The 21,468-nt window shown below is 72.6% G+C and carries 18 protein-coding genes; 12 read left to right on the top strand and 6 right to left on the bottom strand.

The window, feature by feature from the left end; all coding sequences use genetic code 11:
• The first annotated feature begins 70 nt into the window (after nt 1-70).
• From WMF27_RS14665 to WMF27_RS14650, 4 genes are all read left to right on the top strand, one after another.
• Nucleotides 71-667, top strand: a complete 597-nt coding sequence (locus WMF27_RS14665; protein WP_437768258.1) for an FxsA family protein — start codon at nt 71-73, stop codon at nt 665-667.
• A 476-nt stretch (nt 668-1,143) separates the two neighbouring features.
• Nucleotides 1,144-1,662: an NUDIX hydrolase gene (locus WMF27_RS14660; RefSeq protein WP_437768259.1), complete on the top strand. Its 519-nt coding sequence runs from the start codon at nt 1,144-1,146 to the stop codon at nt 1,660-1,662.
• A 402-nt stretch (nt 1,663-2,064) separates the two neighbouring features.
• On the top strand, nt 2,065-2,757 hold the full coding sequence (locus WMF27_RS14655; RefSeq protein ID WP_437768260.1) for an oxidoreductase: 693 nt from the start codon (nt 2,065-2,067) through the stop codon (nt 2,755-2,757).
• Between the two features lie 93 nt (nt 2,758-2,850).
• Nucleotides 2,851-5,034: a RecQ family ATP-dependent DNA helicase gene (locus tag WMF27_RS14650; RefSeq protein ID WP_437944205.1), complete on the top strand. Its 2,184-nt coding sequence runs from the start codon at nt 2,851-2,853 to the stop codon at nt 5,032-5,034.
• Nucleotides 5,035-5,047: 13 nt separating this feature from the next.
• Here the strand turns inward: WMF27_RS14650 and WMF27_RS14645 are convergent, their stop codons facing one another.
• The 4 genes from WMF27_RS14645 to WMF27_RS14630 all read right to left on the bottom strand — a co-directional run bounded on the left by WMF27_RS14645 (nt 5,048) and on the right by WMF27_RS14630 (nt 9,699).
• Nucleotides 5,048-5,260, bottom strand: a complete 213-nt coding sequence (locus tag WMF27_RS14645; protein ID WP_012235515.1) for a hypothetical protein — start codon at nt 5,258-5,260, stop codon at nt 5,048-5,050.
• Nucleotides 5,261-5,607: 347 nt separating this feature from the next.
• Entirely contained in the window at nt 5,608-6,717 is a 1,110-nt protein-coding gene (locus tag WMF27_RS14640; RefSeq protein WP_437944204.1) for a tyrosine/phenylalanine carboxypeptidase domain-containing protein, read from the bottom strand.
• A 111-nt stretch (nt 6,718-6,828) separates the two neighbouring features.
• Nucleotides 6,829-8,148 (bottom strand): PhoH family protein, encoded by a 1,320-nt coding sequence (locus WMF27_RS14635; protein WP_437944203.1) that lies wholly within the window; start codon nt 8,146-8,148, stop codon nt 6,829-6,831.
• Between the two features lie 189 nt (nt 8,149-8,337).
• Nucleotides 8,338-9,699 (bottom strand): sigma-54-dependent transcriptional regulator, encoded by a 1,362-nt coding sequence (locus tag WMF27_RS14630; RefSeq protein ID WP_437944202.1) that lies wholly within the window; start codon nt 9,697-9,699, stop codon nt 8,338-8,340.
• 390 nt (nt 9,700-10,089) lie between these two features.
• On the opposite strand from WMF27_RS14630, the gene WMF27_RS14625 reads away from it, so the two are divergent.
• The 6 genes from WMF27_RS14625 (at nt 10,090) to WMF27_RS14600 (ending at nt 17,635) form a co-directional block, all read left to right on the top strand.
• Nucleotides 10,090-11,760: an aminotransferase class I/II-fold pyridoxal phosphate-dependent enzyme gene (locus tag WMF27_RS14625; RefSeq protein ID WP_437944201.1), complete on the top strand. Its 1,671-nt coding sequence runs from the start codon at nt 10,090-10,092 to the stop codon at nt 11,758-11,760.
• 124 nt (nt 11,761-11,884) lie between these two features.
• On the top strand, nt 11,885-12,592 hold the full coding sequence (locus tag WMF27_RS14620) for a hypothetical protein (protein WP_437944200.1): 708 nt from the start codon (nt 11,885-11,887) through the stop codon (nt 12,590-12,592).
• Between the two features lie 228 nt (nt 12,593-12,820).
• Nucleotides 12,821-13,618: a hypothetical protein gene (locus WMF27_RS14615; RefSeq protein WP_437944199.1), complete on the top strand. Its 798-nt coding sequence runs from the start codon at nt 12,821-12,823 to the stop codon at nt 13,616-13,618.
• A 112-nt stretch (nt 13,619-13,730) separates the two neighbouring features.
• Nucleotides 13,731-15,179, top strand: a complete 1,449-nt coding sequence (locus WMF27_RS14610; RefSeq protein ID WP_437944198.1) for a serpin family protein — start codon at nt 13,731-13,733, stop codon at nt 15,177-15,179.
• A 119-nt stretch (nt 15,180-15,298) separates the two neighbouring features.
• Nucleotides 15,299-16,486, top strand: coding sequence for an acyl-CoA dehydrogenase family protein (locus WMF27_RS14605; RefSeq protein WP_437944197.1), 1,188 nt, complete (start codon nt 15,299-15,301; stop codon nt 16,484-16,486).
• A gap of 42 nt (nt 16,487-16,528) precedes the next feature.
• The gene (locus WMF27_RS14600; RefSeq protein WP_437768270.1) at nt 16,529-17,635 is read left to right on the top strand and encodes an LNS2 domain-containing protein; all 1,107 of its coding nucleotides are present in this window, start codon (nt 16,529-16,531) and stop codon (nt 17,633-17,635) included.
• Nucleotides 17,636-17,719: 84 nt separating this feature from the next.
• On the opposite strand, the gene WMF27_RS14595 is transcribed toward WMF27_RS14600, so the two are convergent.
• Nucleotides 17,720-18,916 (bottom strand): vWA domain-containing protein, encoded by a 1,197-nt coding sequence (locus WMF27_RS14595; protein ID WP_437768271.1) that lies wholly within the window; start codon nt 18,914-18,916, stop codon nt 17,720-17,722.
• Nucleotides 18,917-19,258: 342 nt separating this feature from the next.
• On the opposite strand from WMF27_RS14595, the gene WMF27_RS14590 reads away from it, so the two are divergent.
• Entirely contained in the window at nt 19,259-19,894 is a 636-nt protein-coding gene (locus tag WMF27_RS14590; RefSeq protein WP_437768272.1) for an HAD family hydrolase, read from the top strand.
• Nucleotides 19,895-19,921: 27 nt separating this feature from the next.
• Here WMF27_RS14590 and WMF27_RS14585 read toward each other — a convergent pair whose 3' ends face one another.
• A complete protein-coding gene (locus WMF27_RS14585; RefSeq protein ID WP_437768273.1) occupies nt 19,922-20,590 on the bottom strand; it encodes a DUF2293 domain-containing protein in 669 nt (222 codons plus the stop codon).
• A gap of 168 nt (nt 20,591-20,758) precedes the next feature.
• Between WMF27_RS14585 and WMF27_RS14580 the strand changes: the two genes are divergently transcribed.
• Nucleotides 20,759-21,343: a class I SAM-dependent methyltransferase gene (locus WMF27_RS14580; protein ID WP_437768274.1), complete on the top strand. Its 585-nt coding sequence runs from the start codon at nt 20,759-20,761 to the stop codon at nt 21,341-21,343.
• Nucleotides 21,344-21,468 lie beyond the last annotated feature (125 nt).

The raw sequence follows: 21,468 nt of genomic DNA, 5'->3' as shown, positions 1-21,468 counted from the left end.
CGTGGCGACGCCGGCGGCGGGCGGCCTCACGCGTGCGCGGCGCGGCGGGCGGCGCTAGACGACGGGGGTCATGGGTAAGCTCATCCTGCTCTTCACGGCGCTCCCGATCCTGGAGCTCTGGCTCCTCCTGTCGATCGGCGACGTCATCGGCTTCTGGCCTACCGTGGCGATCGCGCTCGGGACGGCGGTCCTCGGCGCAGCGCTCGCGAAGCGCGCGGGGCTCAAGGTGCTCGCCTCCTGGCGCGGCGCGATGGCCGCGGGGCGCGTCCCGGACGAGGGGCTCACGGGAGGGCTCCTCGTGCTCCTCGGGGCGGCGCTGCTCGTCACGCCGGGGGTGCTGACCGACGTGGCAGGGCTCCTGCTCCTGCTCCCGCCGGTGCGCCGCCGCATCGCGGCGGTGGTGCGGGAGCGGTTCGAACGGCGGGTGGCCGCGGCGAGCGCCGCCGGCATCGGCGTTGGCGGCCCCGGCAACGGCGCGTTCTTCAGCATGAGGGTCATCGACCTGGGCGGCGGACCGTTCGGTCCGCGCGCCGAGGGGCGCGCCGGCGCGTCCCGCGGGCAACCGGCGTCATGGCAGGTCATCGACGTCGATGCGGAGGTGACCGAGGGCGCCGGGGAGGATGAAGCCGGCGGGCCCGCGCGGACGACGCGACGACTGCCCGGCTGACACCCCGATGTCACCGGATGCCCCGGGGAACGCATGCGCGCTCGCGCTGCCCGGAGCACCAGCGACTCTCACCCACGACACCCGAACACCGGCGCCTGGAGCTCGGCGAGACACGCGAGCAACGACGCAGGACAACGATTCACGTCCGAGCTGCACGACTGAAACGACAAAGAAACAGAGCGCATTGTAGGCTCATCAACGTCGTCGGCGCAGCCCGGCATCCCAGGAGAAACGACATGAAGATCTGAACCTGCCCAACATGACGCAACAACGCACAACGACACCAACGCAGCAACCTCTATGAAAGATCCAACTCGAACCTCGATCCCATCGACCCGGCCGCGCCGCCCCGGCGGCAGCGCGAAGAACGACCCTGGCGCGTCGTCCAGCCCCGAACAGCGCCAACGCGCTCGCCTGAACGCCCGGCGGGCGGTGCTCCAGCGGCCCCGCCGCACGCCCTCGCGGAGGGTGCCGAGATGAGCCGCATCAAGTCGATGGCCGGCTGGCTCCTCGGGTACGTCGATCCACGGGAGCCGCTCGGCAGCTCGCTCATCAACGCTCTTTCCCGGCTCCCCATCCACCTCGCCGCGGACGCCGTATGCCTCCGGAGGAACGCGGACTCCGGCGCCCTCGAAGTGCTCCTGACGCGGCGCGAAGCGTCGGCGGCGGGCCCTGGAGAGTGGTGCTGCCCTGGCAGCGTCCTCTCGCCGGGCGAGCAGCCCGAGCACGTCCTCCACCGGGTCGGGATGACGATCTCCGACTTCACGTTCGTCGGCGACTACTTCTCGGCCGCCGCGCGCGGCTGGATGCTCTCCCGGGTCCATCAGGCGAAGCTCGCCGAGGTCCCGGCGACGGGCACCTGGTGGCCAGTCGAGCAGCTGCCGAACAACCTGGTACCCAAGCACCGGGAGCAGGTCATCCCGATGGCGATCAAGGCCTTCCACGCCCAGCGCGCGAAGCGCTCGCAGAAGGTCGCCAGCGCGCCCCTCATGTGAGGCGCCGCGCGGGCCCCGCGCCGCCGCGGCGCAGTCGACGGCGCCCCGCTCAAGGCACATCTCGCACGCTCGCGTGGAGAGGCGCCCGCAAGATCACAGAGATGTGCGATCATCCCCCTTCAGGGTACGGCCATCTCCAGAGCCAGCAGCTCGATGGAGCGCTGCGGTCGTCCGTCTATGCTGCTCCGGGCGAGCGCGGCGCGTGACCGGCGCCTGACTGTCCGAGGACAGAGCATGTAGCGCCCGGACACACCAGGAAAGGAAGCGTGGGGGGGCCGCGCCGTCGGTCCGCTCGCTCCCTGCACGGCCGGCCGCTATGGTTCGCGCGCCGCTTGCGTTACGCTGCGTGGTACGGCTGTGGATCCCCGCGGCGGCGCTCTCCGCGGGTGATTCCGCACGGACATGGAAGACATGACGGTCGACAAGACAGCTCTCATCGTGGGAGGAACGGGCCTCGTCGGCGGCCACTGCCTGCGCCTCCTCCTGCAACAGCCAGCGTACACGAAGGTCGTCGCCCTGCTCCGCCGCCCGGCCCCGATCGACGATGCGCGGCTCTCCCAGCGCATCGTCGACTTCGACCGGCTCGAAGGCGCGGACTTCGCCGGCGTGAGCGACGTGTTCTGTGCGCTCGGGACGACGATCGCCAAGGCCGGCTCCGAAGAGGCCTTCTACGAGATCGATTATCGCTACCCCATCACCGTCGCCAGGCTCGCCGAGAAGGCCGGGGTGAAGCAGTTCGTCCTGGTCTCCTCCGTGGGCGCAGACCCGCGCTCGACCAGCTTCTACCTGCGCGTGAAGGGCGAGCTCGAGCAGGAGCTCTCGGCGGCGAGCTTCGCGGCGGTCCACGTGCTCAGGCCGAGCCTGCTCCTCGGCGAGCGGGGCGAGGTCAGGAAGGGCGAGGCCATCGGCGTCGCGGCGGCGCAGACGCTCCGGTTCACGATGAAGGGCGGCCTGCGCAGGTACCGGCCCATCGACGCGAGGACCGTCGCCGGCGCGATGGTCGCCGCCGCGCTCGACGGGCGCAGCGGTCGCCACGTCTATCACTTCGACGACATGGAAGGGCTCGCCAAGGGCATCGGCGTCGTCCAGGCCTGATCACCGCCATGGCGCCGCCACCCACCGGGCGACGCAAGCGCGCGAAAATGCTAGGGCTCGCGGCAGGCACGGCGCTCGCTCGACGACGCCGCCATGGTCCTCGCTGAACGCCCCTCGCCGATCGTGACCGAGCGCCTCGCCCCCTCCCCGCTGCGCCCGCCGGAGAGCCCGCCGCCGTCGCTCGACGCCGTGCTCGCGGAGCGGTTCGGCATCGCCGCGTTCCGGCCGTGGCAGCGCGAGGCGATCGAGGCCCTGCTCGGGGGCGCGGGCCGCGTCCTCGTGGTCGCCCCGACCGGCGGCGGCAAGTCGCTCTGCTACCAGCTCCCGGCCGTCGCCCTGCCCGGCACGGCGCTCGTCCTGAGCCCGCTCATCTCCCTGATGGAAGACCAGGTCCGCGCCCTCGAGGCGCGCGGCATCCCGGCGACGTTCATCGCGTCCAGCCTCGCGCGCGAGGAGAACGGCCGCCGCCTCGCCGCCCTCCGCCGCGGCGAGTACAAGCTCGTCTACGCCGCGCCCGAGCGCCTCGCCCTCGACGGGTTCCTCGAGGCGCTCGCCGCGAGCCGCCTCTCGCTCGTCGCCGTCGACGAGGCGCACTGCATCGTCCAGTGGGGGCACGACTTCCGGCCCGACTACCTGCGCATCGGCGCCGCGCTCGCGCGGCTCCGGCCGCCCCGGGTCCTCGCTTGCACCGCGACGGCGACCCCCGGCGCGCGCGACGAGATCATCCGCCGGCTCGGCTGGCCGCTGCCCGCGCCCGACGGCGCGGGCGACGGCGTCGGCGATGCGGCGAGCGGGCGCGGGCGGGGCCCCGAGGAGCCGCCGCCCACGGTGATCCTGCGCGGCTTCGCCCGGCCCAACCTCCACCTGCAGGTCTCCGCGGTCGACGGCCCGCGCGAGGCGGGGCGCCGCACGGCGCGCGCGCTGCTGGAGGCCCTCGGCGATCCCGGGCGGCCCCGCGGGGCGGGCATCGTCTACGCGGCCACCCGCAAGGGAGCGGAGCGCCTCGCCGAGGCGCTCCGCGACGCCGGCTGGAACGCGGAAGCGTACCACGCCGGGCTCGCCCCCGAGTCCCGCGCCCGCCTCTCGGCGGGCTTCGCCGATCGCAGCCTCTCCGTGGTCGTGGCCACGAACGCCTTCGGCATGGGGATCGACCGCCCCGACGTCCGCCTCGTCGTGCACGCCCAGCCGCCGTCGTCGATCGAGGCGTACTACCAGGAGGTCGGCCGCGCCGGGCGGGACGGCGCCCCGGCCCGCGGCCTCCTCCTGTTCGCGCCCGCGGACATCGCGCTGCGCCGCCGGCTCTGCCAGCTCGGCGAGGGGGGCGTCGAGGCGAGCGCCGACGACGCCGCGCGCGCCTGGGGGCTGTTCCGCGAGCTGCTCCGCTACGTCGACGCCGCGACGTGCCGGCACGACTTCATCCTCCGCTACTTCGGCGACGAGGCCGAGTCGCTCGGCGGCTGCGGCCATTGCGACGTCTGCCTGGAGGTCGACGCCCTCGAGGCGAGCGACCCGGCCGCGCTCGCCCGCGACAACGACCTCGTGCGCCGCGCGCTCGCCGGCGTCGCGCGGGTGAAGGGCGGCGCCGGGATGCAGGCGGTCGCGTCGATGCTCGTCGGCGAGTCGAACGAGCGCGTCCGCCGCATGGGGCTCGACCGGCTCTCGACGTTCGGCGTCCTCGAGGGCAAGAGCCACGACGAGGCGATGTCGATCCTTCGCGCGCTGCTCGCCAACGCGTGGATCGATCTCACGACCGGCGACTTCCCCGTCCCCCTCATCACGCCGGCGGGCTGGCGCGTGATGCGCGGAGACGTGCCCGCGCGGGTGCGGCTCCCGGCCCCCGCCGCGCGCCGGCGGCCGCGCCGCGGGGCGCCGGGCCCGTCGCCCGCACCGCGCCCGCCGGCGGCCGCGCCCTCCGCGCGGGCGCGCGCGCAGCCGGCCCCGCAGGCGTTCTCGTCCGCAGCGATCCGCGACGACGCGGCGCGCCCCGCGCCGGGCGCCCCCCTCCCCGCCTCGCGCGCGCAAGAGGAGCCCGGCGTCGAGCTCGAGGAGCGCGACGTGCCGCTGTTCGAGGCGCTCCGCGCCCACAGGGCCGCGCTCGCCAAGGAGAAGTCGCTGCCCGCCTACGTCATCGCGCACGACCGGACGCTCCGGGAAATCGCGCGGATCCGGCCCGCGTCGCTCGACGATCTCGCGCTCGCGCGCGGCATGGGGCAGGCGAAGATCTCGAGCTACGGGGAGGGCATCCTCCGCGTCGTCCGGGAGTTCTCGGGCCCCTGATCGGCCCGGGACCTCAGGCGAGACCCGCGACGCGGAGCTCCGCGATGAGCTGGCCATCCAGGCTGACGAAGGTCGTCAGGCGGCCCTCGACGTTGATGAACACGTCGAGCATCAGGCCCGCGCCGAGCTCCAGGACATGGAGGTCACCCTTGAGGACCACCGTCGGGGCCTCGCCACCCCTCGGCGGCCGCCTGGGTTCCCTCTCCATGGCCTTCTTCGAGTTCATGCCCGCCTCCGCCCACCGGCCCGTCCGCTCCCAGGACCGCCGCCGCACGCCGCGCGGTCGACCCGGAGGCGACCGCACGGGCGAGGCAGCCCGCCCCCCGGCCACCACGTCAAGCGCGTTCCATGCCGCGCTCGCATGGCTGGAGTGATCCTTCCCTTCACGCAGCCCCCTTTCTCGCCCGCTCCTCACCCGACTCACCCGACTCACCCGACCGGCGATGCCTTCATTTCATGGGATCGGTCTCACAGGAAGGCACGAAGTTCAGCGAGGATCGGACTTTTCTTCCCGGCTTCCCGTCCTCCCGATCGAGCCGGGCAACCCCGGTCGAGCTGGGGAGCCACGATCCATCACCTCTCCCTGGCCCAGGACGAAAGCGACGCTGCTGCGCCCACCGAGACCCGGCCCGAGGCGAGCACCGGCCCCAGCGCTGGCTGCTCCACGAGCAGCGCCTCGACCCGCAGCAGCGCCGGCAGGTAGACGACCTCCCGCGCGAGGCCGCCGCCCCGGTGGACACGCGCCGCGATGCGCAGGGCGTCCCCCGTGGAGCGCGCGCCGCGCGCCTCGAGCAGCCGCGCGGTCTCGACGAAGCCCGCGCCGCGCTCGACGCTCCGCGCGGCGAGGTGGCGCAGCCCGAGCTCGATCCGGCGGGCGCCGACCAGGTACCCCGCGGCGCGCTCGAGCGCGAGCGCCCAGCCCTCCTGATCGTCGCCCCCGTTCGCGGTCCCGATGGCGAAGATCCCGAGCGGGAGCGCCGCGGCGCGCACGCTGGGCGCCGCGTGCCCCTCGATCTCGTGGAGCACCGTGCGCTCGACGTCGTCGCGCGTGAGCATGCGCCCCCGCGCGACCTGGATCACCCCGTCGCCCGTCGCGGCGAGCGGCGCGATGTCGGCGATCACGACCCGGAGGGGCAGGCGCCACGCCCCGATCTCGCGGCGCATCCGCGACACGAGCGACCGGGGCGAGCGCGCGTCATCGCTCCGCACCCGCTCCCTGTCGCTCGACGCGGCGCCCGCCTCCTGCTCGACCCAGGCCGCGGCGAGCGCGTCCGCCTGCTCGTCGAACGCGTCGCGCGCGGCGTAGCGGCGGCGCGCGGCGGCCCAGCACCCGGCCCCGCCCGCGGCCTCGCAGATCGCGGCCTCCGCGGCGAGCTCGCTCGCGCGGCCGGCGTAGACCGCGCCGAGCTCCCCTTGCCCCGCGAGCCGCTCGGCCGCCGCCTCCATCGCCTTCCGGAGATCGCCGTGGTCCTGCGCGGGCGCGTAGGCGAACCGCGGGAGCTCCCCGCCGCTCCGAGCCCAGGAGGAGGCGAGCCGCGCGAGCTCCTCGACGAGGTTCACCGGCGTGCTCGACCCGACGACGCGGATCCGCCGCGCCGCGGCGCCGAGGAGCCGATCCGCGTCCGGCACCCACGCCGGAGGTGCCGGCCGCTCGGCCGATCTAGCTCGAGGACGCCGCTTCACGGCCCGCCGCTCCTTCCAAGTACGCCCCCGTCCCGCACGCCCCCGCCCCGCACGCCCCCGTCCCGTACGCCCCCGCCCCGCGAGCGCGCCGCCCGCCCGGCGCCGCCCGCCTCAGAGCAGGTTCGCCGCGAGCTCCGCGAGCTCGCTGCGCTCGCCCTTGGCGAGCACCACGTGACCCGCGATGCGCTCGCGCTTGAACCGCTCCGCCACCACGAGCAGGCCGTTCGACGCGTGGTCCACGTACGGGTTGTCGATCTGCTGAGGGTCGCCGGTCAGCACGATCTTCGTCCCCTCGCCGCACCGCGTGATGATCGTCTTCACCTCGTGCGGGGTGAGGTTCTGGGCCTCGTCCACGATGAGGTACTGGTGCGGCAGGCTGCGCCCCCGGATGTAGGTCAGCGGCTCGACCTGGATCTGCCCGCTCTCCAGGAGCTCCACGAAGCCGCGCGCGTCGCGCCCCGGCTTCGAGCCGCCGTTCGAGAACAGGAACTCGAGGTTGTCGAAGATCGGCTGCATCCACGGGTTCAGCTTCTCGTCCACGTCGCCCGGAAGGAAGCCCAGATCGCGCCCGAGCGGCATGATCGGCCGGCTCACGAGCAGCCGGCTGTAGGCGTTGTCCTCGGTCGTCCGCTTGAGCGCCGCCGCGAGCGCAAGGAGCGTCTTGCCCGTCCCGGCCTTGCCGATCAGCGTGATCAGCCGGACCGAATCGTCGAGCAGGAGGTCCAGCGCAAACGCCTGCTCCTTGTTGCGCGGCCGGACCCCCATCACCCCCTCCCGCCCGACGCGGAGCGCGACGATCTGCCCGCGCGCCGCGTCGAACCGGCCGAGCGCCGTGTGGCTCGGCGCCCCCGCGTCGCGGAGCAGCACCGCAGAATTCGGCAACAAATCCGCGAGGTTGGCGCCGGCGAGAATGCCGCTCTGGAAGAACGCGTCGACCTCGGCGCCGGGCACCTCGAGCTCCACCACCGACTGCTCGATGGCCGGGTCGTGCACCCGCTGGTTCTCGTACGTCTCCGCCGGGATCCCGAGCGCGTCGGCGCGGATCCGGAGGTTCGTGTCCATCGTCACGAAGATGGTCGGCCGATCCTTGTGCCGATCGCGGATGTCGATCGCCGTCTGCAGGATGGCGCTGTCCTGCGATCCGGACTCCAGCCCCACGAGCAGCTCCGGCCGCCGCTCCGGGATCGCGATCCGCAGCGTGCCGCCGCTCTCGAGCAGCACCCCGGTCGCGAGCGTCCCGGCGCCGCGGACCTCGTCGAGCAGCCGGGCGATCGTCCTCGCGTTGCGCCCGCGCTCGGAGCCCTCCCGCTTGAACTGATCGATCTCCTCGATCGCGTAGATCGGGATGATGACGTCGTTGTCTTCGAACTTGAAGATCGCGTGGGGATCGTGGAGCACGATGTTCGCGTCGAGAACGTAGTTCTTCTTCATGGGGGGAGCGCGACGGCGTAGCCGCCTGCGGCGACGGGCGCAAGGGAGTGTTGAGTCGCCCGCCCGAGGATGCCGTCACCCGCTGATCGGCAGGAGCCCGGACATCGGGAGAGATACCGAGCTTCAACTCGGCCGGATCGGAAACATCGCCCACGTCGTCCGCGCTTTGTTCCAGGCGGCCCGCCGCGATCACAGATCGATCCGGTAGTCCTTGATCTTGTAGAGCAGCGCCCGGTGGCTGATCTCCAGCACCTCGGCCGCCTTGGTCCGGTTGCCCTTCGTCTTCTGGAGCGCGCGCCGGATGAGGATCTCCTCGATGACGCGGGACGTCTTCTTGATCGACAGCTCGCCGCTCGTCAGCTGCATCTGGATCGGATCGCGCGCCTCGCGGATCCGCTCGGGCAGGTCGGCCTCGCCGATGCGCTCGCCCTCGCAGAGCACCATGGCGCGCTCGACGGTGTTCTCCAGCTCCCGCACGTTGCCCGGCCAGCGGTACTCCAGGAGCAGCCGCCGCGCCTCGGGCTCGAAGCCGCGGATGTTGATGCCGAACCGCGCGTTGTTCCTCGCGAGGAAGTGATCCATGAGGATCGGGATGTCCTCCCGGCGCTCGCGGAGCGGAGGGATCGCGATCGGGAGCACGTTGATCCGGTAGAAGAGGTCCTCGCGGAACCGGCCGGCCTGCGTCTCGGCCATCAGGTCGCGGTGGGTCGCCGCGAGGATGCGGACGTCGATCTTGATGTCCTTGCTGTCCCCCAGCCGGCGGAGCGTCTCCTCCTGGAGCACCCGGAGCAGCTTCACCTGCAGCGCGAGCGGCAGCTCGCCGATCTCGTCGAGCAGCAGCGTGCCGTGGTTCGCCTGCTCGAACAGCCCCGCCCTGTCGTTCACCGCGTCGGTGAACGCGCCCCGCTTGTACCCGAAGAGCTCGCTCTCCAGCAGGTTCTCCGGGATGGCGCCGCAGTTGACCGCGACGAACGGACCGCCGCGGCGGCTCGACCGCCGGTGGATCGCCCGGGCCACGAGCTCCTTGCCGACGCCGCTCTCGCCCGTGATGAGCGCCGTGGTCTTGTAGTCGGCGACCTTCGCGATCGTCTTGAAGATCACCTGCATCGGCGGGCTCTTCGCGAGGATCTCCTCGAAGAGGTTCTCCCGCCGGATCTCCTGGCGCAGGACGCGGTTCTCCCGGCGGAGCGCCTCCCGCTCCTCGGCCTTGCGGAGCGTCAGCAGCACCTCCTCGGCCTTGAACGGCTTCTGGAGGTAATCGTAGGCGCCCGCCTTCATCGCCTCGATCGCCAGGTCGACGTTGCCGTAGGCGCTCATCACGATGACCGTGGCCTCGTTGCCCTTGGCCTTCAGCGTCGCCAGCAGATCGAGCCCGCCCATCCTGGGCATCCGGACGTCGGTCAGGATGACGTCGGGCCCGAACGTCTCGACCATCGCGAGCGCTTCCTCGCCGCTCGAGACCGCCTCGACCTCGTAGCCATCCCGCTTGAGGAAGGTGCGCACCACGAGGCGCAGGTTTTCTTCGTCGTCAACGACTAGGACACGGCGCATACACCCTGAAAACTTTTCCTACACCGGCGCGCAGCACTCCGCAACGAGTTGCGTCTTTGCCCCTGCCGCAGCCTGTCATCCGCAGTGTTTGGGAGTCGGGCGCAGCGCGCGCGGGCCCCCGGCGGGCGAGCTCTGCGAACGTCGCCGCGCACCACGCGAACGCCCCTGCGCGACGCGGAACGCGCGTGCGCGGCGACGGCGCTCCGCGGCGCTCGCGGCACGCCAGGACGACGCGGAGGTGGCAGTTGACGCGGCCCGCGCAGGCTGCTCTTTAGCGGCGACACGCGCAGGGAACCAGCTGGGGCCCGAGAGGCCTCGATCCTGCACGCCGGAGCGGCTTTCGCGGACAGAACCGCGCCCCCTTATTTCGATCGCGTGAGGAGCCAGGGCATGAGGATGAAGGATCGTCTGGTCGACCAAGCAAAGAAGCTCACCTCGTCGGGCGTGGTCGTCCGTGTCGTCAGCAACGATCGCGTGATGCGGCTCGCCACGGGGGTCATGGACGCGAAGAACCGCCTGCGCGCCGCCCGGGAGCGGGCCGCGGAGGCCTGGGACATCCTGCTCAACGGGCACGCGCTCCCGAACATCGATCCCGCGCTCGACGACGAGGCCGGCGTCCACGTGGCGACGCCGTCCCGCGCGGCGGCCCGGCAGCCCGCCGCGGGCGGCGCGGGCGGCGCGGGGCTGTCGGTCGTGGAGGAGACGGCGAGCAGCGACGCGCCGCGCGAGCGCGGCGGGCTGGCGAGCCGCCCGCACGTGAACGGCGTGGGCGCGAACGGCGCGGGCACCTACGTGGCCGCGGCGGCCGAGCAGAAGCTCGCGACCCAGATGGCGGCGCGGACGTCGCTGTCGCGGATCGGCGGGCGCGACGTGTTCGAGAAGGCGTACAAGTTCATGACCGCGGACAACGCCCGCGCCATGGGCGTCTACCCCTTCTTCCGCCCGCTCGACTTCAACAACGGCCCCGAGGCGCAGCTCGAGGGCCGGACCGTGGTCATGCTCGGCTCGAACAACTACCTCGGGCTGACGACCCACCCGAAGGTGCGGGAAGCCGCGCGGAACGCCATCGACAAATACGGCACCAGCATGACCGGCTCGCGGCTCGTGAACGGGTCGATGCGCCTCCACAACGAGCTCGAGCAGAAGCTCGCCGCCTTCCACGGCAAGGAGGCGGGGCTCGTGTTCACGACGGGCTATCAGGTGAACATCGCGACCATCTCGGCGCTCCTCAGCAACAAGCGGAGCGTCGCGATGATCGACAAGGACGATCACGCATCCATCTACGACGGCGTGCGGCTCGCGCAGGCGGCCGGCGCCCGGATGGTGCGCTACAAGCACAGCGATCCCGCCGCCCTCGACAGCGCGCTCTCCGAGATCGCCGACACCGAGGGCGCCCTCGTGATCACCGACGGCGTCTTCAGCGCCCAGGGCGAGATCGCGAGTCTGCCCGGGATCGTCGAGGTGGTGAAGAAGCACAAGGCGCGGCTCCTCGTCGACGACGCGCACGCGCTCGGCGTCATCGGCCCGGGGGGCCGCGGCACCGCCGCGCACTTCGGCCTCGAGAAGGAGGTCGACCTCATCGGCGGCACCTTCTCGAAGTCGCTCGCCTCGATCGGCGGCTGGCTCGTCGGTGAGCGGAAGGTGCTCGATTATATTCAGCATTTTGCCTACAGCTTCCTCTTCGCGGCGAGCGCCGCGCCGCCCTGCGTGGCCGCCGCCATGGCCTCGCTCGAGGTCATGCAGGAGGAGCCCTGGCGCCAGGAGAAGCTCCGCGAGAACTTCACGTACATGCGCACGGAGCTGCAGCGGCTCGGCTTCGAGCTCGGCAAGACCGAGACGGCCGTCATCCCCATCTACATCCGCGACGATCTCAAGACCGTGATGATGTGGAAGTCGCTCCTCGACGACTACTCGCTCTACGTGAACCCGTTCATCACGCCGGGCGTCCCGCCCAAGCAGCAGGTCCTGCGCACGAGCTACATGGCGACCCACGAGCGCAAGCACCTCGATCACGCGCTCGAGGCGTTCGAGAAGGTCGGCAAGAAGTTCGGCGTCATCTGAGCCGGTGAGCCGGTGAGCCGGGAGGAGCGCCCTCCGGGCCCGCTCCCGCGCTCGACGCGGATCGACGCGCGCCCGCCAAGTTCGGCATTTTCGCCGCGCGGCGGGCGTGGTCAGCTGAGCGGTCATGGATCTTCGACCGTTCATGCAAGGTGTCGCCGGGGCGCTGGGACCTGCGCTCCGCTCTTTCTTCCTGACCGCCGCGGCCATGTCGCTCCTGGCCCTCGTCCTCGCGGCCTCGTCGTACGCCATCGCGGCCGACGGCTCGGCGCTGCGCGGGGGGCTGGCGGCCGTCGCGGCGCTCGCGCTCTCCGCCGTGATCGGCTTCACGCTGTCGTGGAAGCGGGCGCTCGGCACGGGCATCCTGCAGATCGTGCGGGCGAAGCGCCTCGGCGGGACGCTCGTGACCGCCGTGTTCGAGCGGCTGCTCGGCGTCTCCGAGCAGGCCGAGGCGGGCGCCCGCGGCGGGCGGGTGGCGCAGGCGGTGGAGCGCGTCCCGCTCAACGAGGCGGTGAAGCGCCTGCGCCTCGCCGTGATCCACAGGCTGCAGGCGACGCCGGCAGGGGGCGGCGTGCGGGGGTTCCTGCGGCGCAGGATCGAGGCGAAGCTGCTCGGGACCATCGAGACGCTGACGCTGGCGCGCTTCCGCAACGAGGCCAACCAGGGAGGCGGCATCGACCTGCTGAAGGTGCGGGACGAGCTCGCCCAGGGCGTCGACGGCCTCGTCACGGACCAGATCGAGGGGACGCTGCTGAAGATGACGCTGCTCCTCGTCGGGGCCGCCGCGCTGGCGTCGCTCGGGGCGGCCGCGGGCATCCAGCACATCCCCTTGTGATCCTCCTCTCAAACCAGGTGGCGTCTTTTCAACCGCCAAGCGCGCCGAGGGCGGGCCACGCCGCCGCGCGCCGCTCGGGGGCCTTCCGTGCACATCGGCTTTGCCTAATTGCTCTCCATTACGCTAGTGTCAGCCGACTGCCGTTACGTTTCATGTTGCTCTCACGTTTCATGTTGCTCTCACGTTTCATGTTGCTTTCACCTCATGCTGTGCAGAGGAGGCAATTCGATGATGGAGAACGATATGGGGAGATGTTGCTCGGCGCTCGCTTGCGTCGTGGGGTTGCTCGCGTCGCCGGCCGCCTGGGCTCAGGATCCCGCGCCGCCCCCGGCTGATCCGGGCGCAGCGGCCGCGGCCGGGGCCACGGCCGCGGCGGAGCCCGCCGCGCCGGCGCCGCAGGAGAGCCAGATCCCGAGCTGGTTCCGCTTCGACGCAGACAACGTCGGTCTCCAGCTCTGGGCCGGCGCCGCGCACCAGGTCGGCCCCATCAGCCTCTCGAGCGACATCTACCTCACCACGGGGGGAACCGCGGAGTTCGACATCGGCCCCGCCTTCACGATGGGTCCTGTCACCATCAACCCGATGGTGGGCTTCTCGTTCAACTTCATGACGATGGAGCCGGCGTCGCTGGTCGCCCCGCAGCTGTTCACCTTCGTCGACTCGAAGCCCGTTTACTTCGAGTCGTGGATCCTGGGGTCGTTCTCCAGCATGTTCAACGAGGGCGTCCAGAACTACGTCTACACGCGGGACTTCCTGCTCTACTACCCCATCGACGACTTCGGCATCGGCCCGCACTTCGAGGCCACGCTCGACCTCAACGAGGTCACGCTCGAGGACGATCCATTGACCGCCGGTGCGGACGTCGACGCGAGCGGCCTCGCCAGCCTGCAGGTCGGCGGCGTGATCGGGCTGAACTACGGCACGGGAAACAAGCTGCTCCTGTACCTCGGCTACGAGACGCAGGAGGAGAGCCAGATCGGCGGGAACAAGCTCGCTGGCCGGTTCACGTTCGTCCACAACTTCTGACGACGCGCGGCGCGCGGCGACGACCGCCGGCGCGGTGGGGGCGCACGCCCTCGCCGCCTTCCTCGTTCCGGTCGAGCTTCCCGCCGGCCTCGGGCGCTGGTACCGCAGCGCCATGGCCAGACCGATCTCGTTCTTCACGACCGCGCTGTGCACGTTGCTGGGGCTCGGGTGTCAGGCCCGGGACGGCGCCCCGCCGGCCGCGCCGGCCCCGAGCGCGTCCGTGTGCCTGCCCGCCGACTGCGGCCCCCTCGCGGGGAACCTCTGCGACGATGGCTCCACCGGCGCCCCGCAGTGCGTGCGCGCCCAGGACGGGGCGTGCCGGTGGGTGCGTGTCTGTCAGGGCCCGGAGCCGGCCGCCGGGACGGCGACCCCTGGGCCGAGCGAGCCCGCCACGCCGGACGCTCAGCAGGCCGACCCGCCGCCGCCCACGGCGCTCGCCGACGCGAACGCCGCGTTCGCGCAGCGCCTCTACGGCAAGCTCGCCGCCACGAAAGACAAGCTCTTCTTCTCGCCGGCGAGCATCTCGACCGCGCTGGCCATGACCTACGCCGGCGCCCGCGGCGAGACCGCGGCCCAGATGGCGAAGACGCTCGAGTTCACCCTCCCGCCCGAGGCGCTCCACCCCGCGTTCGCCGGGCTCCTCAAGGAGCTGGCGCTGGCGACCGGGCCCAAGGGGCCCGAGCTCCGGATCGCCAACCGGCTGTGGGGCCAGGCCGGGCTGCCGATCGAGCCCGCGTTCCAGAGCACCACCCAGCAGCACTACGGGGCCGGGATCGAGCTCGTCGACTTCAAGGGCGGGAGCGAGCCGGCGCGGGGGCGCATCAATCAATGGGTCGAACAACAGACGAGCGGGAAGATCAAGGACCTGATGCCCGCCGGCAGCATCACCGGTCTCACGCGGCTCGTGCTCACGAACGCCGTCTACTTCAAGGGGAAGTGGGCGACGCCGTTCGACAAGCAGGCCACCAAGAGCGAGCCGTTCACGGTCAAGCCCGGGACGGCGCCGGCCGTGCCGATGATGCGCAAGACGCTCCTGGCGGGCTTTGGAAAGGCCGCTGACGCGTCGGTGCTGGAGCTCGCGTACGAGGCGCAGAGCCCCGAGCGCCGGCTGGCCATGGTCGTCGTCCTGCCCGCGCAGGTGGACGGGCTGGCGAAGGTGGAGCAGCGCCTGGCCGCGGGGGAGCTCAAGGCGTACGTGGAGGCGCTCCATCCGGCGCGGGTCGACGTGGCGCTCCCGCGCTTCAAGATGACCGCCGAGCTCGAGCTGTCGTCGACGCTGAGCGCGCTGGGCATGCCGCTCGCGTTCGACGAGAAGAAGGCCGACTTCACCGGGATCACGAGGGCAGAGCCGCTGTTCATCTCCCAGGTGCGCCACAAGGCGTTCGTGGAGGTCAACGAGGAAGGGACCGAAGCCGCCGCGGCCACGGGCGTCGTCGTGGCGACACGGTCGGCCCCGGCGCAGCCCCAGGTGTTCCGCGCGGATCACCCGTTCGTGTTCCTGATCCGCGACGTGGCGACTGGCGCCGTGCTGTTCATGGGCCGCGTGACCGACCCGCGATGACGTTCCTCCCGGCGGAGGGGGCCGAAAGTCCGCGCGGAGCCCCAGAACCGCCGTACGATGAGCCGTTTTGCCGGGCCTTCACGGGCTCCGCGACCCCCCCAAACCTCAAGGAGCGAGCGATGAAGAACGAAGACGCCGCGAAGGTGCTGCATGCCGTCCGTGACCTGACCCCCGCGATCGCCTCACGGAGCGCGGAGATCGAGGAGGCGCGGCGCCTCCCGGCGGATCTCCTCGGCCAGCTCAAGGCGGCGGGTTGCTTCCGGATGTTCCTGCCGAGGAGCCACGGCGGCCACGAGGTCGATCTGCGCACGGGGATGGACGTCCTCGAGGCGCTCGCCAGGGCGGACGGGGCCACCGGCTGGACCGTGATGATCGGCTCGGAGAGCCCGCACCTCTTCGCGCTCCTGACGCGCGAGCGCTTCGACGCCATCTACGCCGGCGGGCCGGACGTGATCATCGGCGGCGGCTTCAACGCGCAGGGGGAAGCCCACGCGACGGACGGCGGCTACCGGGTCACCGGGCGCTGGAGCTTCGCGAGCGGCTGCGAGCACGCCAGCTGGCTGTTCGGGAACTGCGTGATCATGGACGGCGGCCGCCCGCGGATGGGCCAGGCGGGCGAGGCGGGCGAGGCGCGCGAGGCGCCAGAGATGCGGGGCATGCTGTTCCCGGCGAGCGAGGCGCGCATCATCGACACCTGGTCCGTGCTCGGCCTGCGCGGCACGGGGAGCCACGACATCGCGCTGGAAGGGGCCTTCTGCCCCGAGGCGAACGCCTTCGATATCTTCCGGGGCCAGCCGTCGGTGGCCGGGCCGGGCTTCGTCGCGCCGGTCCTGCACTTCGTGCTCCACATGGGGGCCGTGGCCGTGGGGATCGCCCAGGGGGCGCTCGACGACGTCGTGACGCTCGCGAGCTCGGGCAAGAAGCGGCTGTATGCGCGCGCCCAGCTGGCGGACTCCCCGCTGTTCCAGGTGAACCTCGGCCGCGCCGAGACGAGCGTCCGCGCGGCGCGCGCCCTGCTGCGCGACACGGGGGACGAGCTCTGGGACGCGTGCGTGAACAACCCTGGCGCCGCCCTCGCGATGGCGCCGCGGATCTCGGGCGCCCTGGCCTGGGTGACGGAGGTGACGGCCCGGGCCGTGGACGCCTGCTATCAGGCGGGCGGAGGCGGCGTCGCCCGGAACGCCTCGCCCGTGCAACGGCGGTTCCGGGACATTCACACCTTCTCGCAGCACGCCGCCGCCGCAGAGGGCTGGTTCGGCCAGGTCGGCGCCGCGCTCCTGGGGCAGCCGACGGGCTTCTGGACCTGAACCTGAGATGGGCGTTCCGGGGCGTTCCCGCCCCGGGCCGCGGTGCGCGACCTGGTCGCGTCGCGGCGCGCCGCCGCGGTATACGTGATCGTGGTGCGCCCCGCCCCGCTCGCCCCGCTGGTCCTCGCCGCCGTCTCGTTCGTCGCCTGCGCCGGTGCCCCGCGTCAGGCGGACGCTCCCGCGCCGCCGCGGCCCCGGGCGGGCGCCTGCCCGGCCCGTCCGGCCTGCGACGCGCCGCCGCCGGCCGCCCTGCCGCGCGGGTTCAGGCACACGCGCTCGCGCCTCGTCGCGGCCGGGTGGCCGCGCCACCGCGGGCGCGACCTCTTCGCCCGCGCCGACGGGCCCCAGTGGGCCATCGCGAAGCTCGCTTACGGGCCGCAGGACGACGATCTCGAGGACGAGGACGTCGAGGCCTACCTGCTCCGCGGCTGCAGCGGCGCCTGGGAGCGGCTCGGCACCTTCCGGACGAGCGACGACGACCACCCGCACCCGACCACGGAGGGGATCCCGGACACCGGCGGGCGCGTCTACATCGACCTCGCCGCGGGGCGGCGCCTCGAGGTCGGCCGGCACCGCGTCCACCTCGCCGTGGCCGGCGACGCCACGAGCGCGGATCTGTTCATCGAGGTCCTCCCGTCCGGCGCGCAGGTGGCCGTGACCGACGTCGACGGGACGCTCACGTCGAGCGAGGTGGCGGTCGTGGGCGAGCTCGTCGGCGGCGGCCCGCCGGCCGCCCACCCCGGCGCGGCGGAGGCGATGCGCGCCCTCGCCGACAGCGGGATCTACCTTTTCTATGTGACCGCGCGCCCCGAGTGGCTCGTGGGCAGCACGAGGGTCTGGCTGCGAGAGCAGGGCTTCCCGCCGGGCATCCTCCACACCACCATCGGCGTCACCGGCGCGTTCGGCGGCGCGGCGGCCGAGTACAAGACGATCGAGCTCGGATGGCTCAAGGCGCGCACGGGCATCGTGCCCTCCTTCGGCTTCGGCAACATGCCGAGCGACGTGGCGACGTACACGGCCGCCGGGATCCCCGCCTCGCGGTGCTACTATTACGAGCTCGGCGGCGATCTCCGCGGCGGCGTGCCCCACGACGACTACCGGGGCCTCGCCCCGGCGCTCTTCAGCCCACAGGCCGCCTGCGCGCCCTGAGGGAAGCGCCCGCGACGCGGGCCGGCGCGCCACGCGCCCGCCAGCGGCGGGCGCGCCCGGATGAGGGAGCGCCCCCGCCGCCGATCACTGCGGGATGTCGAGCACGTCCTCGCAGGTGAAGTCGACGCCCAGGGACGCCTCGGGATCGGACTGAATCGCGCCGCACACGCTCTCGCAGAGCTCGATCTGCGTCGGGTTCGACGGATTGTCGTAGCGCCAGGCGTCGGCGCTCGCGCACGCCTGATCGTACGCGACGGCCTTCGGCTGGCCCCCTCCGCTCGTGTACGTCACGCGCACCCGCTGCTTGTCGAACGTCCGCCCGTCGGGAGCGGCCGGAATCGCGACCGTGCACGACACCGCGGCGCCGCGGATCTCGTCGATCGCCGCCCTGAACGCGGTCGCGGTCGCGTCGGGGTTGCCGGTCTCGATGATGAACGCCTTCCCCGTGCCGCCCGCCACCGCAATGTCGCGCAGGTTGTCGACGTTCCCCGGCTCGTCGTCTGGCGGGTTCGCCACCCCGATCACGTAGGTCGGGACGTTGTCCTGGCGCGCCCCCTCGACGCGCTCGACGACGGCCTCGACGCTGTCCGCGTCTCCGCCGCAGCGCTGCGGGTAGCCGTCGGTCACGAGCACGAGCGCGTACTTCCCGGGGTTCTCCTGGCGCTGCGCCTCGATGAACGTGACCGTCCCGTCGACCACGAACGCCGTCGGCGTGCTCGTGCCCCAGTCGTTTTCGGTCGCAGGCGTGACATCGTCGATCGCCTCGCCGAACGCCCCGGAGGGCAGCGGCGTCATCTGGACGTCCGGCGTGCGGTAGGTGCTGGCGTCGCACATCCGCCGCTCGCCGGGGAAGAACGTGAGCGAGGCGGTGAGCCCCGCGGACGCCGGATCCTTGAAGAACTGCTTGGTCGCGGCGACGACGGGATCCCACTTGAGCTCCTTGCTGTGCGAGGGCCTGTCGTTCATCCCCATGCTGCCCGACACGTCGAACGCGACAGCCAGGTACACGGGCTGGAGCCCGGCCTGGGCCGATTGCGTGGCGCACGCCTCGCCGGCCCCGGTCGAAGGGCCTGCGCCGCTGCTGGGGTTGCCCGAGCCGGCGCCGCTGCCCGAGGTCACCCCCCCTGAACCGAAGCCGCCGTCGTCTCCTCCGGTCCCATTGCCCGAGCTGTTCCCGGCGCCCGCGCCGCTCTGATCGAGATTCTCGTCACCACCCCCGCCGCACGCCGCGCTGGCAACGGCGACCGTGAACAAGGCAATGCCCATCGCAGGCAATCTCATGGCCTGACTCCTTTATAAGTAAGTACCGGCGCCGCGCGCCGGTAGATAAAGCAGACCACCACACGAGACCTCAGGAGCCGGCGCATCGCCGGACCACGCTCCTGAGAACTCGCCACCCATTCCCAGTATAAGCCATCGCGCGACGCATTGCGAGATGCGCCTTCTCAAAGTTCGTATCAGTTTCGTGCAATCGCGTTGGTTCGCGTCGGTTCGCGTTGGTTCGCGTTGGTTCGCGCTGGTTCGCGCGCCCTCAGCGCAACTCACCGGTGTGGCCGCACGCCTGTGCGCCTGTGTGACCTGCAGGCGCACACAGGCGCGCGCCGGTGCTACGGTTCGCGCCTGATGGTCCGCGCAGTGTGTTTCGATCTGATGGACACCGTCCTCTACGACCCGTACCGGGAGGCGCTCGCCGCGGCGATCCGGTCCGCCGCGCCCGCCGCGCCCGCCGCGCCCGCCGCGCCCGCCGCGCCCCTCGAGATTGCGAGGCACCGCGACCCCACGTGCTGGCCTGCGTTCGAGATCGGCGAGATCGATGAGGCCGAGTTCGCTCGCCGGTTCTTTCGTGAAGGCGCCGAGGGGCTCTCGTTCGACCTCGACGCGTTCAACCGGGTGCGCCGCGCGGGATATCGCTTCTTGCCCGGCGTGCGCGAGATCGTCGCGTCGCTCGAGGGCCGCGCGCTCAGGTTCGTGGCGAGCAATTACCCCGTGTGGGTCGAGGAGGTGCGCGAGGCGTTCGCGCTCGACGTCCTGTTCGAGGGGGTCTATTCGAGCCATCACCTGGGCGTGCGCAAGCCGGCGCGCGCGTTCTTCGATCGGCTCATGACGCGCATCGAGGTCGGCGCGGGCGAGTGCCTGTTCGTCGACGATCGCGCCGAGAACTGCGCGGCGGCGGCCGCGGTCGGGATGCGCGCGCACGTGTTCGACGGGCCCGCGGGGCTGCGCGCGCGGCTGGCCGGCGAGGGGCTGCTCGGCGCGTGACGGGCTCGCCCCGCGCCGCCCCGCGCGTCAGACCGCCGCGCAGAGCGGGCACGACGCGCCCGCGTGCGGCGCGTCGCCGCGATGGAGATCGAGGATGGCGCGGGAGATCTGCGCGAGCTCGCGCCGCACCTCGCGGCGCATCCCCTTCACGCGCGGGATGGCCATCGCGTCGTACGCCGTGGTCTGGTGCCGCATCCAGGCGATCACGGCCGACTCGGCGCGCTGCGCGACCGGGATCCGCTCGGTGCGGGCGACGGTGCCGCTGCCGACCGGCGTGGCGTGCAGCGCCACCTTGGTCGCGAGCGCCCGCGCGAGCGCCGCGTAGCGCGGCGAGAACCGGAGGAACGCGGCCACCGCCGCCTCGAACTCGCGCACGTACTCCTCCTGGTCGCGCTCCCTCCGCCGGGCGTCCGCCTCCCGCTTCTTCGCGTACGCGGGCGTGCTGCGCTCGGCCTCGAGCGCAGCGCGGGCGGCCTCGATGGTGGCGGCCGGCGCCCAGAGACCCCGGGAGAACGTCTTCCTCCCGCGCTTCTCGACGACCATCCAGGACGGGCCCGCGAGCTTCACCCTGCGGGTGAGCCCGGCGTCGCCCGGGGGCAGGCACACCCAGCCTTCGGGCGGCGAGAGCAGCGCGCCGTCGGGCGCGCGGAAGCGGCGGGGATCCGGGGTCGGGGCAAGGGTCAGGCACTCGGGCATGGCAAACCGCCGGCGTGCTAGGCCAGGTCATGCCGCGCGTCCAGAAGACGCCGGCCGGCGCCGTCGCCCCGCGCCGGAGCCGCCCCGCTGGAGGATGGTACGCTCCGCGCCAGCGAGGGGCGCTCGCCGGTGCTCGCCCCGGCGCGGCCAACAGGACAGGAGGACAGCGTGTCGGACGACGATCGCACGAGGTGGGACGCCCGCTACCGCGAGGGCGGCGGCGATCCGGGGGAGCCGTCCGCCGCGCTCACGGCGCTCGATCCGCTCCTGCCCCGGCGCGGGCGCGCGCTCGACCTGGCGGGCGGCGCGGGTCGTCACGCCCTGTGGCTCGCGCGGCGCGGGCTCGACGTGACGCTGGCCGACATCTCCGAGGTCGGGCTCGGCATCGCGCGGACCGCCGCGGCGAGAGAAGGGCTCGCGCTGCGCACGGTGGCGCTCGACGTGGAGCGCGACCCGCTGCCTGCCGGGCCGTGGGACCTCCTCCTGATCTTCTACTTCCTCGAGCGCAGGCTCGCGGCCTGCGCGGCGGAGCTCGCCCCGGGCGGCCGCCTCGTCGTCGTGCACCCGACGCGGTCGAACCTGCTGCGGCACGCGCACCCGAGCGCGCGCTGGCTGCTCGATGACGGCGAGCTGCCGGGGCTCCTCGGCGAGGCGCTCGAGGTGGTCCGTTACGAGGAAGGGTGGCTCGAGGAAGGGCACCACGAGGCTCGCCTCGTCGCGCGGCGTCGGGGCGTCGCGGCGCCTCCTCCGTGACGGCGGCCCGCCGCCGGCGTCGCGCGACGACCACGACGCACGAGCTCCGCGCTGGCGGACGCCGGCGCTCGTACGTCGCGCTGCGCGGGTCCCCAGGCTTGCCGCGACGCGAAGATCGCGCTTTG

Origin of the sequence: Sorangium sp. So ce281 (genome assembly GCF_051527395.1) — a bacterium.
GTDB classification, from domain to species: domain Bacteria; phylum Myxococcota_A; class Polyangia; order Polyangiales; family Polyangiaceae; genus Sorangium; species Sorangium cellulosum_B.
This window is presented reverse-complemented; position numbering and strand designations above follow the sequence as displayed.

Bases quoted from the DNA above. Each gene is read 5' to 3' on its own strand.
- WMF27_RS14665 (WP_437768258.1), top strand. From the start codon at position 71: ATGGGTAAGCTCATCCTGCTCTTCACGGCGCTCCCGATCCTGGAGCTC.
- WMF27_RS14660 (WP_437768259.1), top strand. From the start codon at position 1,144: ATGAGCCGCATCAAGTCGATGGCCGGCTGGCTCCTCGGGTACGTCGAT.
- WMF27_RS14655 (WP_437768260.1), top strand. From the start codon at position 2,065: ATGGAAGACATGACGGTCGACAAGACAGCTCTCATCGTGGGAGGAACG.
- WMF27_RS14650 (WP_437944205.1), top strand. From the start codon at position 2,851: ATGGTCCTCGCTGAACGCCCCTCGCCGATCGTGACCGAGCGCCTCGCC.
- WMF27_RS14645 (WP_012235515.1), bottom strand. From the start codon at position 5,260: ATGAACTCGAAGAAGGCCATGGAGAGGGAACCCAGGCGGCCGCCGAGG.
- WMF27_RS14635 (WP_437944203.1), bottom strand. From the start codon at position 8,148: ATGAAGAAGAACTACGTTCTCGACGCGAACATCGTGCTCCACGATCCC.
- WMF27_RS14630 (WP_437944202.1), bottom strand. From the start codon at position 9,699: ATGCGCCGTGTCCTAGTCGTTGACGACGAAGAAAACCTGCGCCTCGTG.
- WMF27_RS14625 (WP_437944201.1), top strand. From the start codon at position 10,090: ATGAGGATGAAGGATCGTCTGGTCGACCAAGCAAAGAAGCTCACCTCG.
- WMF27_RS14620 (WP_437944200.1), top strand. From the start codon at position 11,885: ATGGATCTTCGACCGTTCATGCAAGGTGTCGCCGGGGCGCTGGGACCT.
- WMF27_RS14615 (WP_437944199.1), top strand. From the start codon at position 12,821: ATGATGGAGAACGATATGGGGAGATGTTGCTCGGCGCTCGCTTGCGTC.
- WMF27_RS14610 (WP_437944198.1), top strand. From the start codon at position 13,731: ATGGCCAGACCGATCTCGTTCTTCACGACCGCGCTGTGCACGTTGCTG.
- WMF27_RS14605 (WP_437944197.1), top strand. From the start codon at position 15,299: ATGAAGAACGAAGACGCCGCGAAGGTGCTGCATGCCGTCCGTGACCTG.
- WMF27_RS14595 (WP_437768271.1), bottom strand. From the start codon at position 18,916: ATGAGATTGCCTGCGATGGGCATTGCCTTGTTCACGGTCGCCGTTGCC.
- WMF27_RS14590 (WP_437768272.1), top strand. From the start codon at position 19,259: ATGGTCCGCGCAGTGTGTTTCGATCTGATGGACACCGTCCTCTACGAC.
- WMF27_RS14585 (WP_437768273.1), bottom strand. From the start codon at position 20,590: ATGCCCGAGTGCCTGACCCTTGCCCCGACCCCGGATCCCCGCCGCTTC.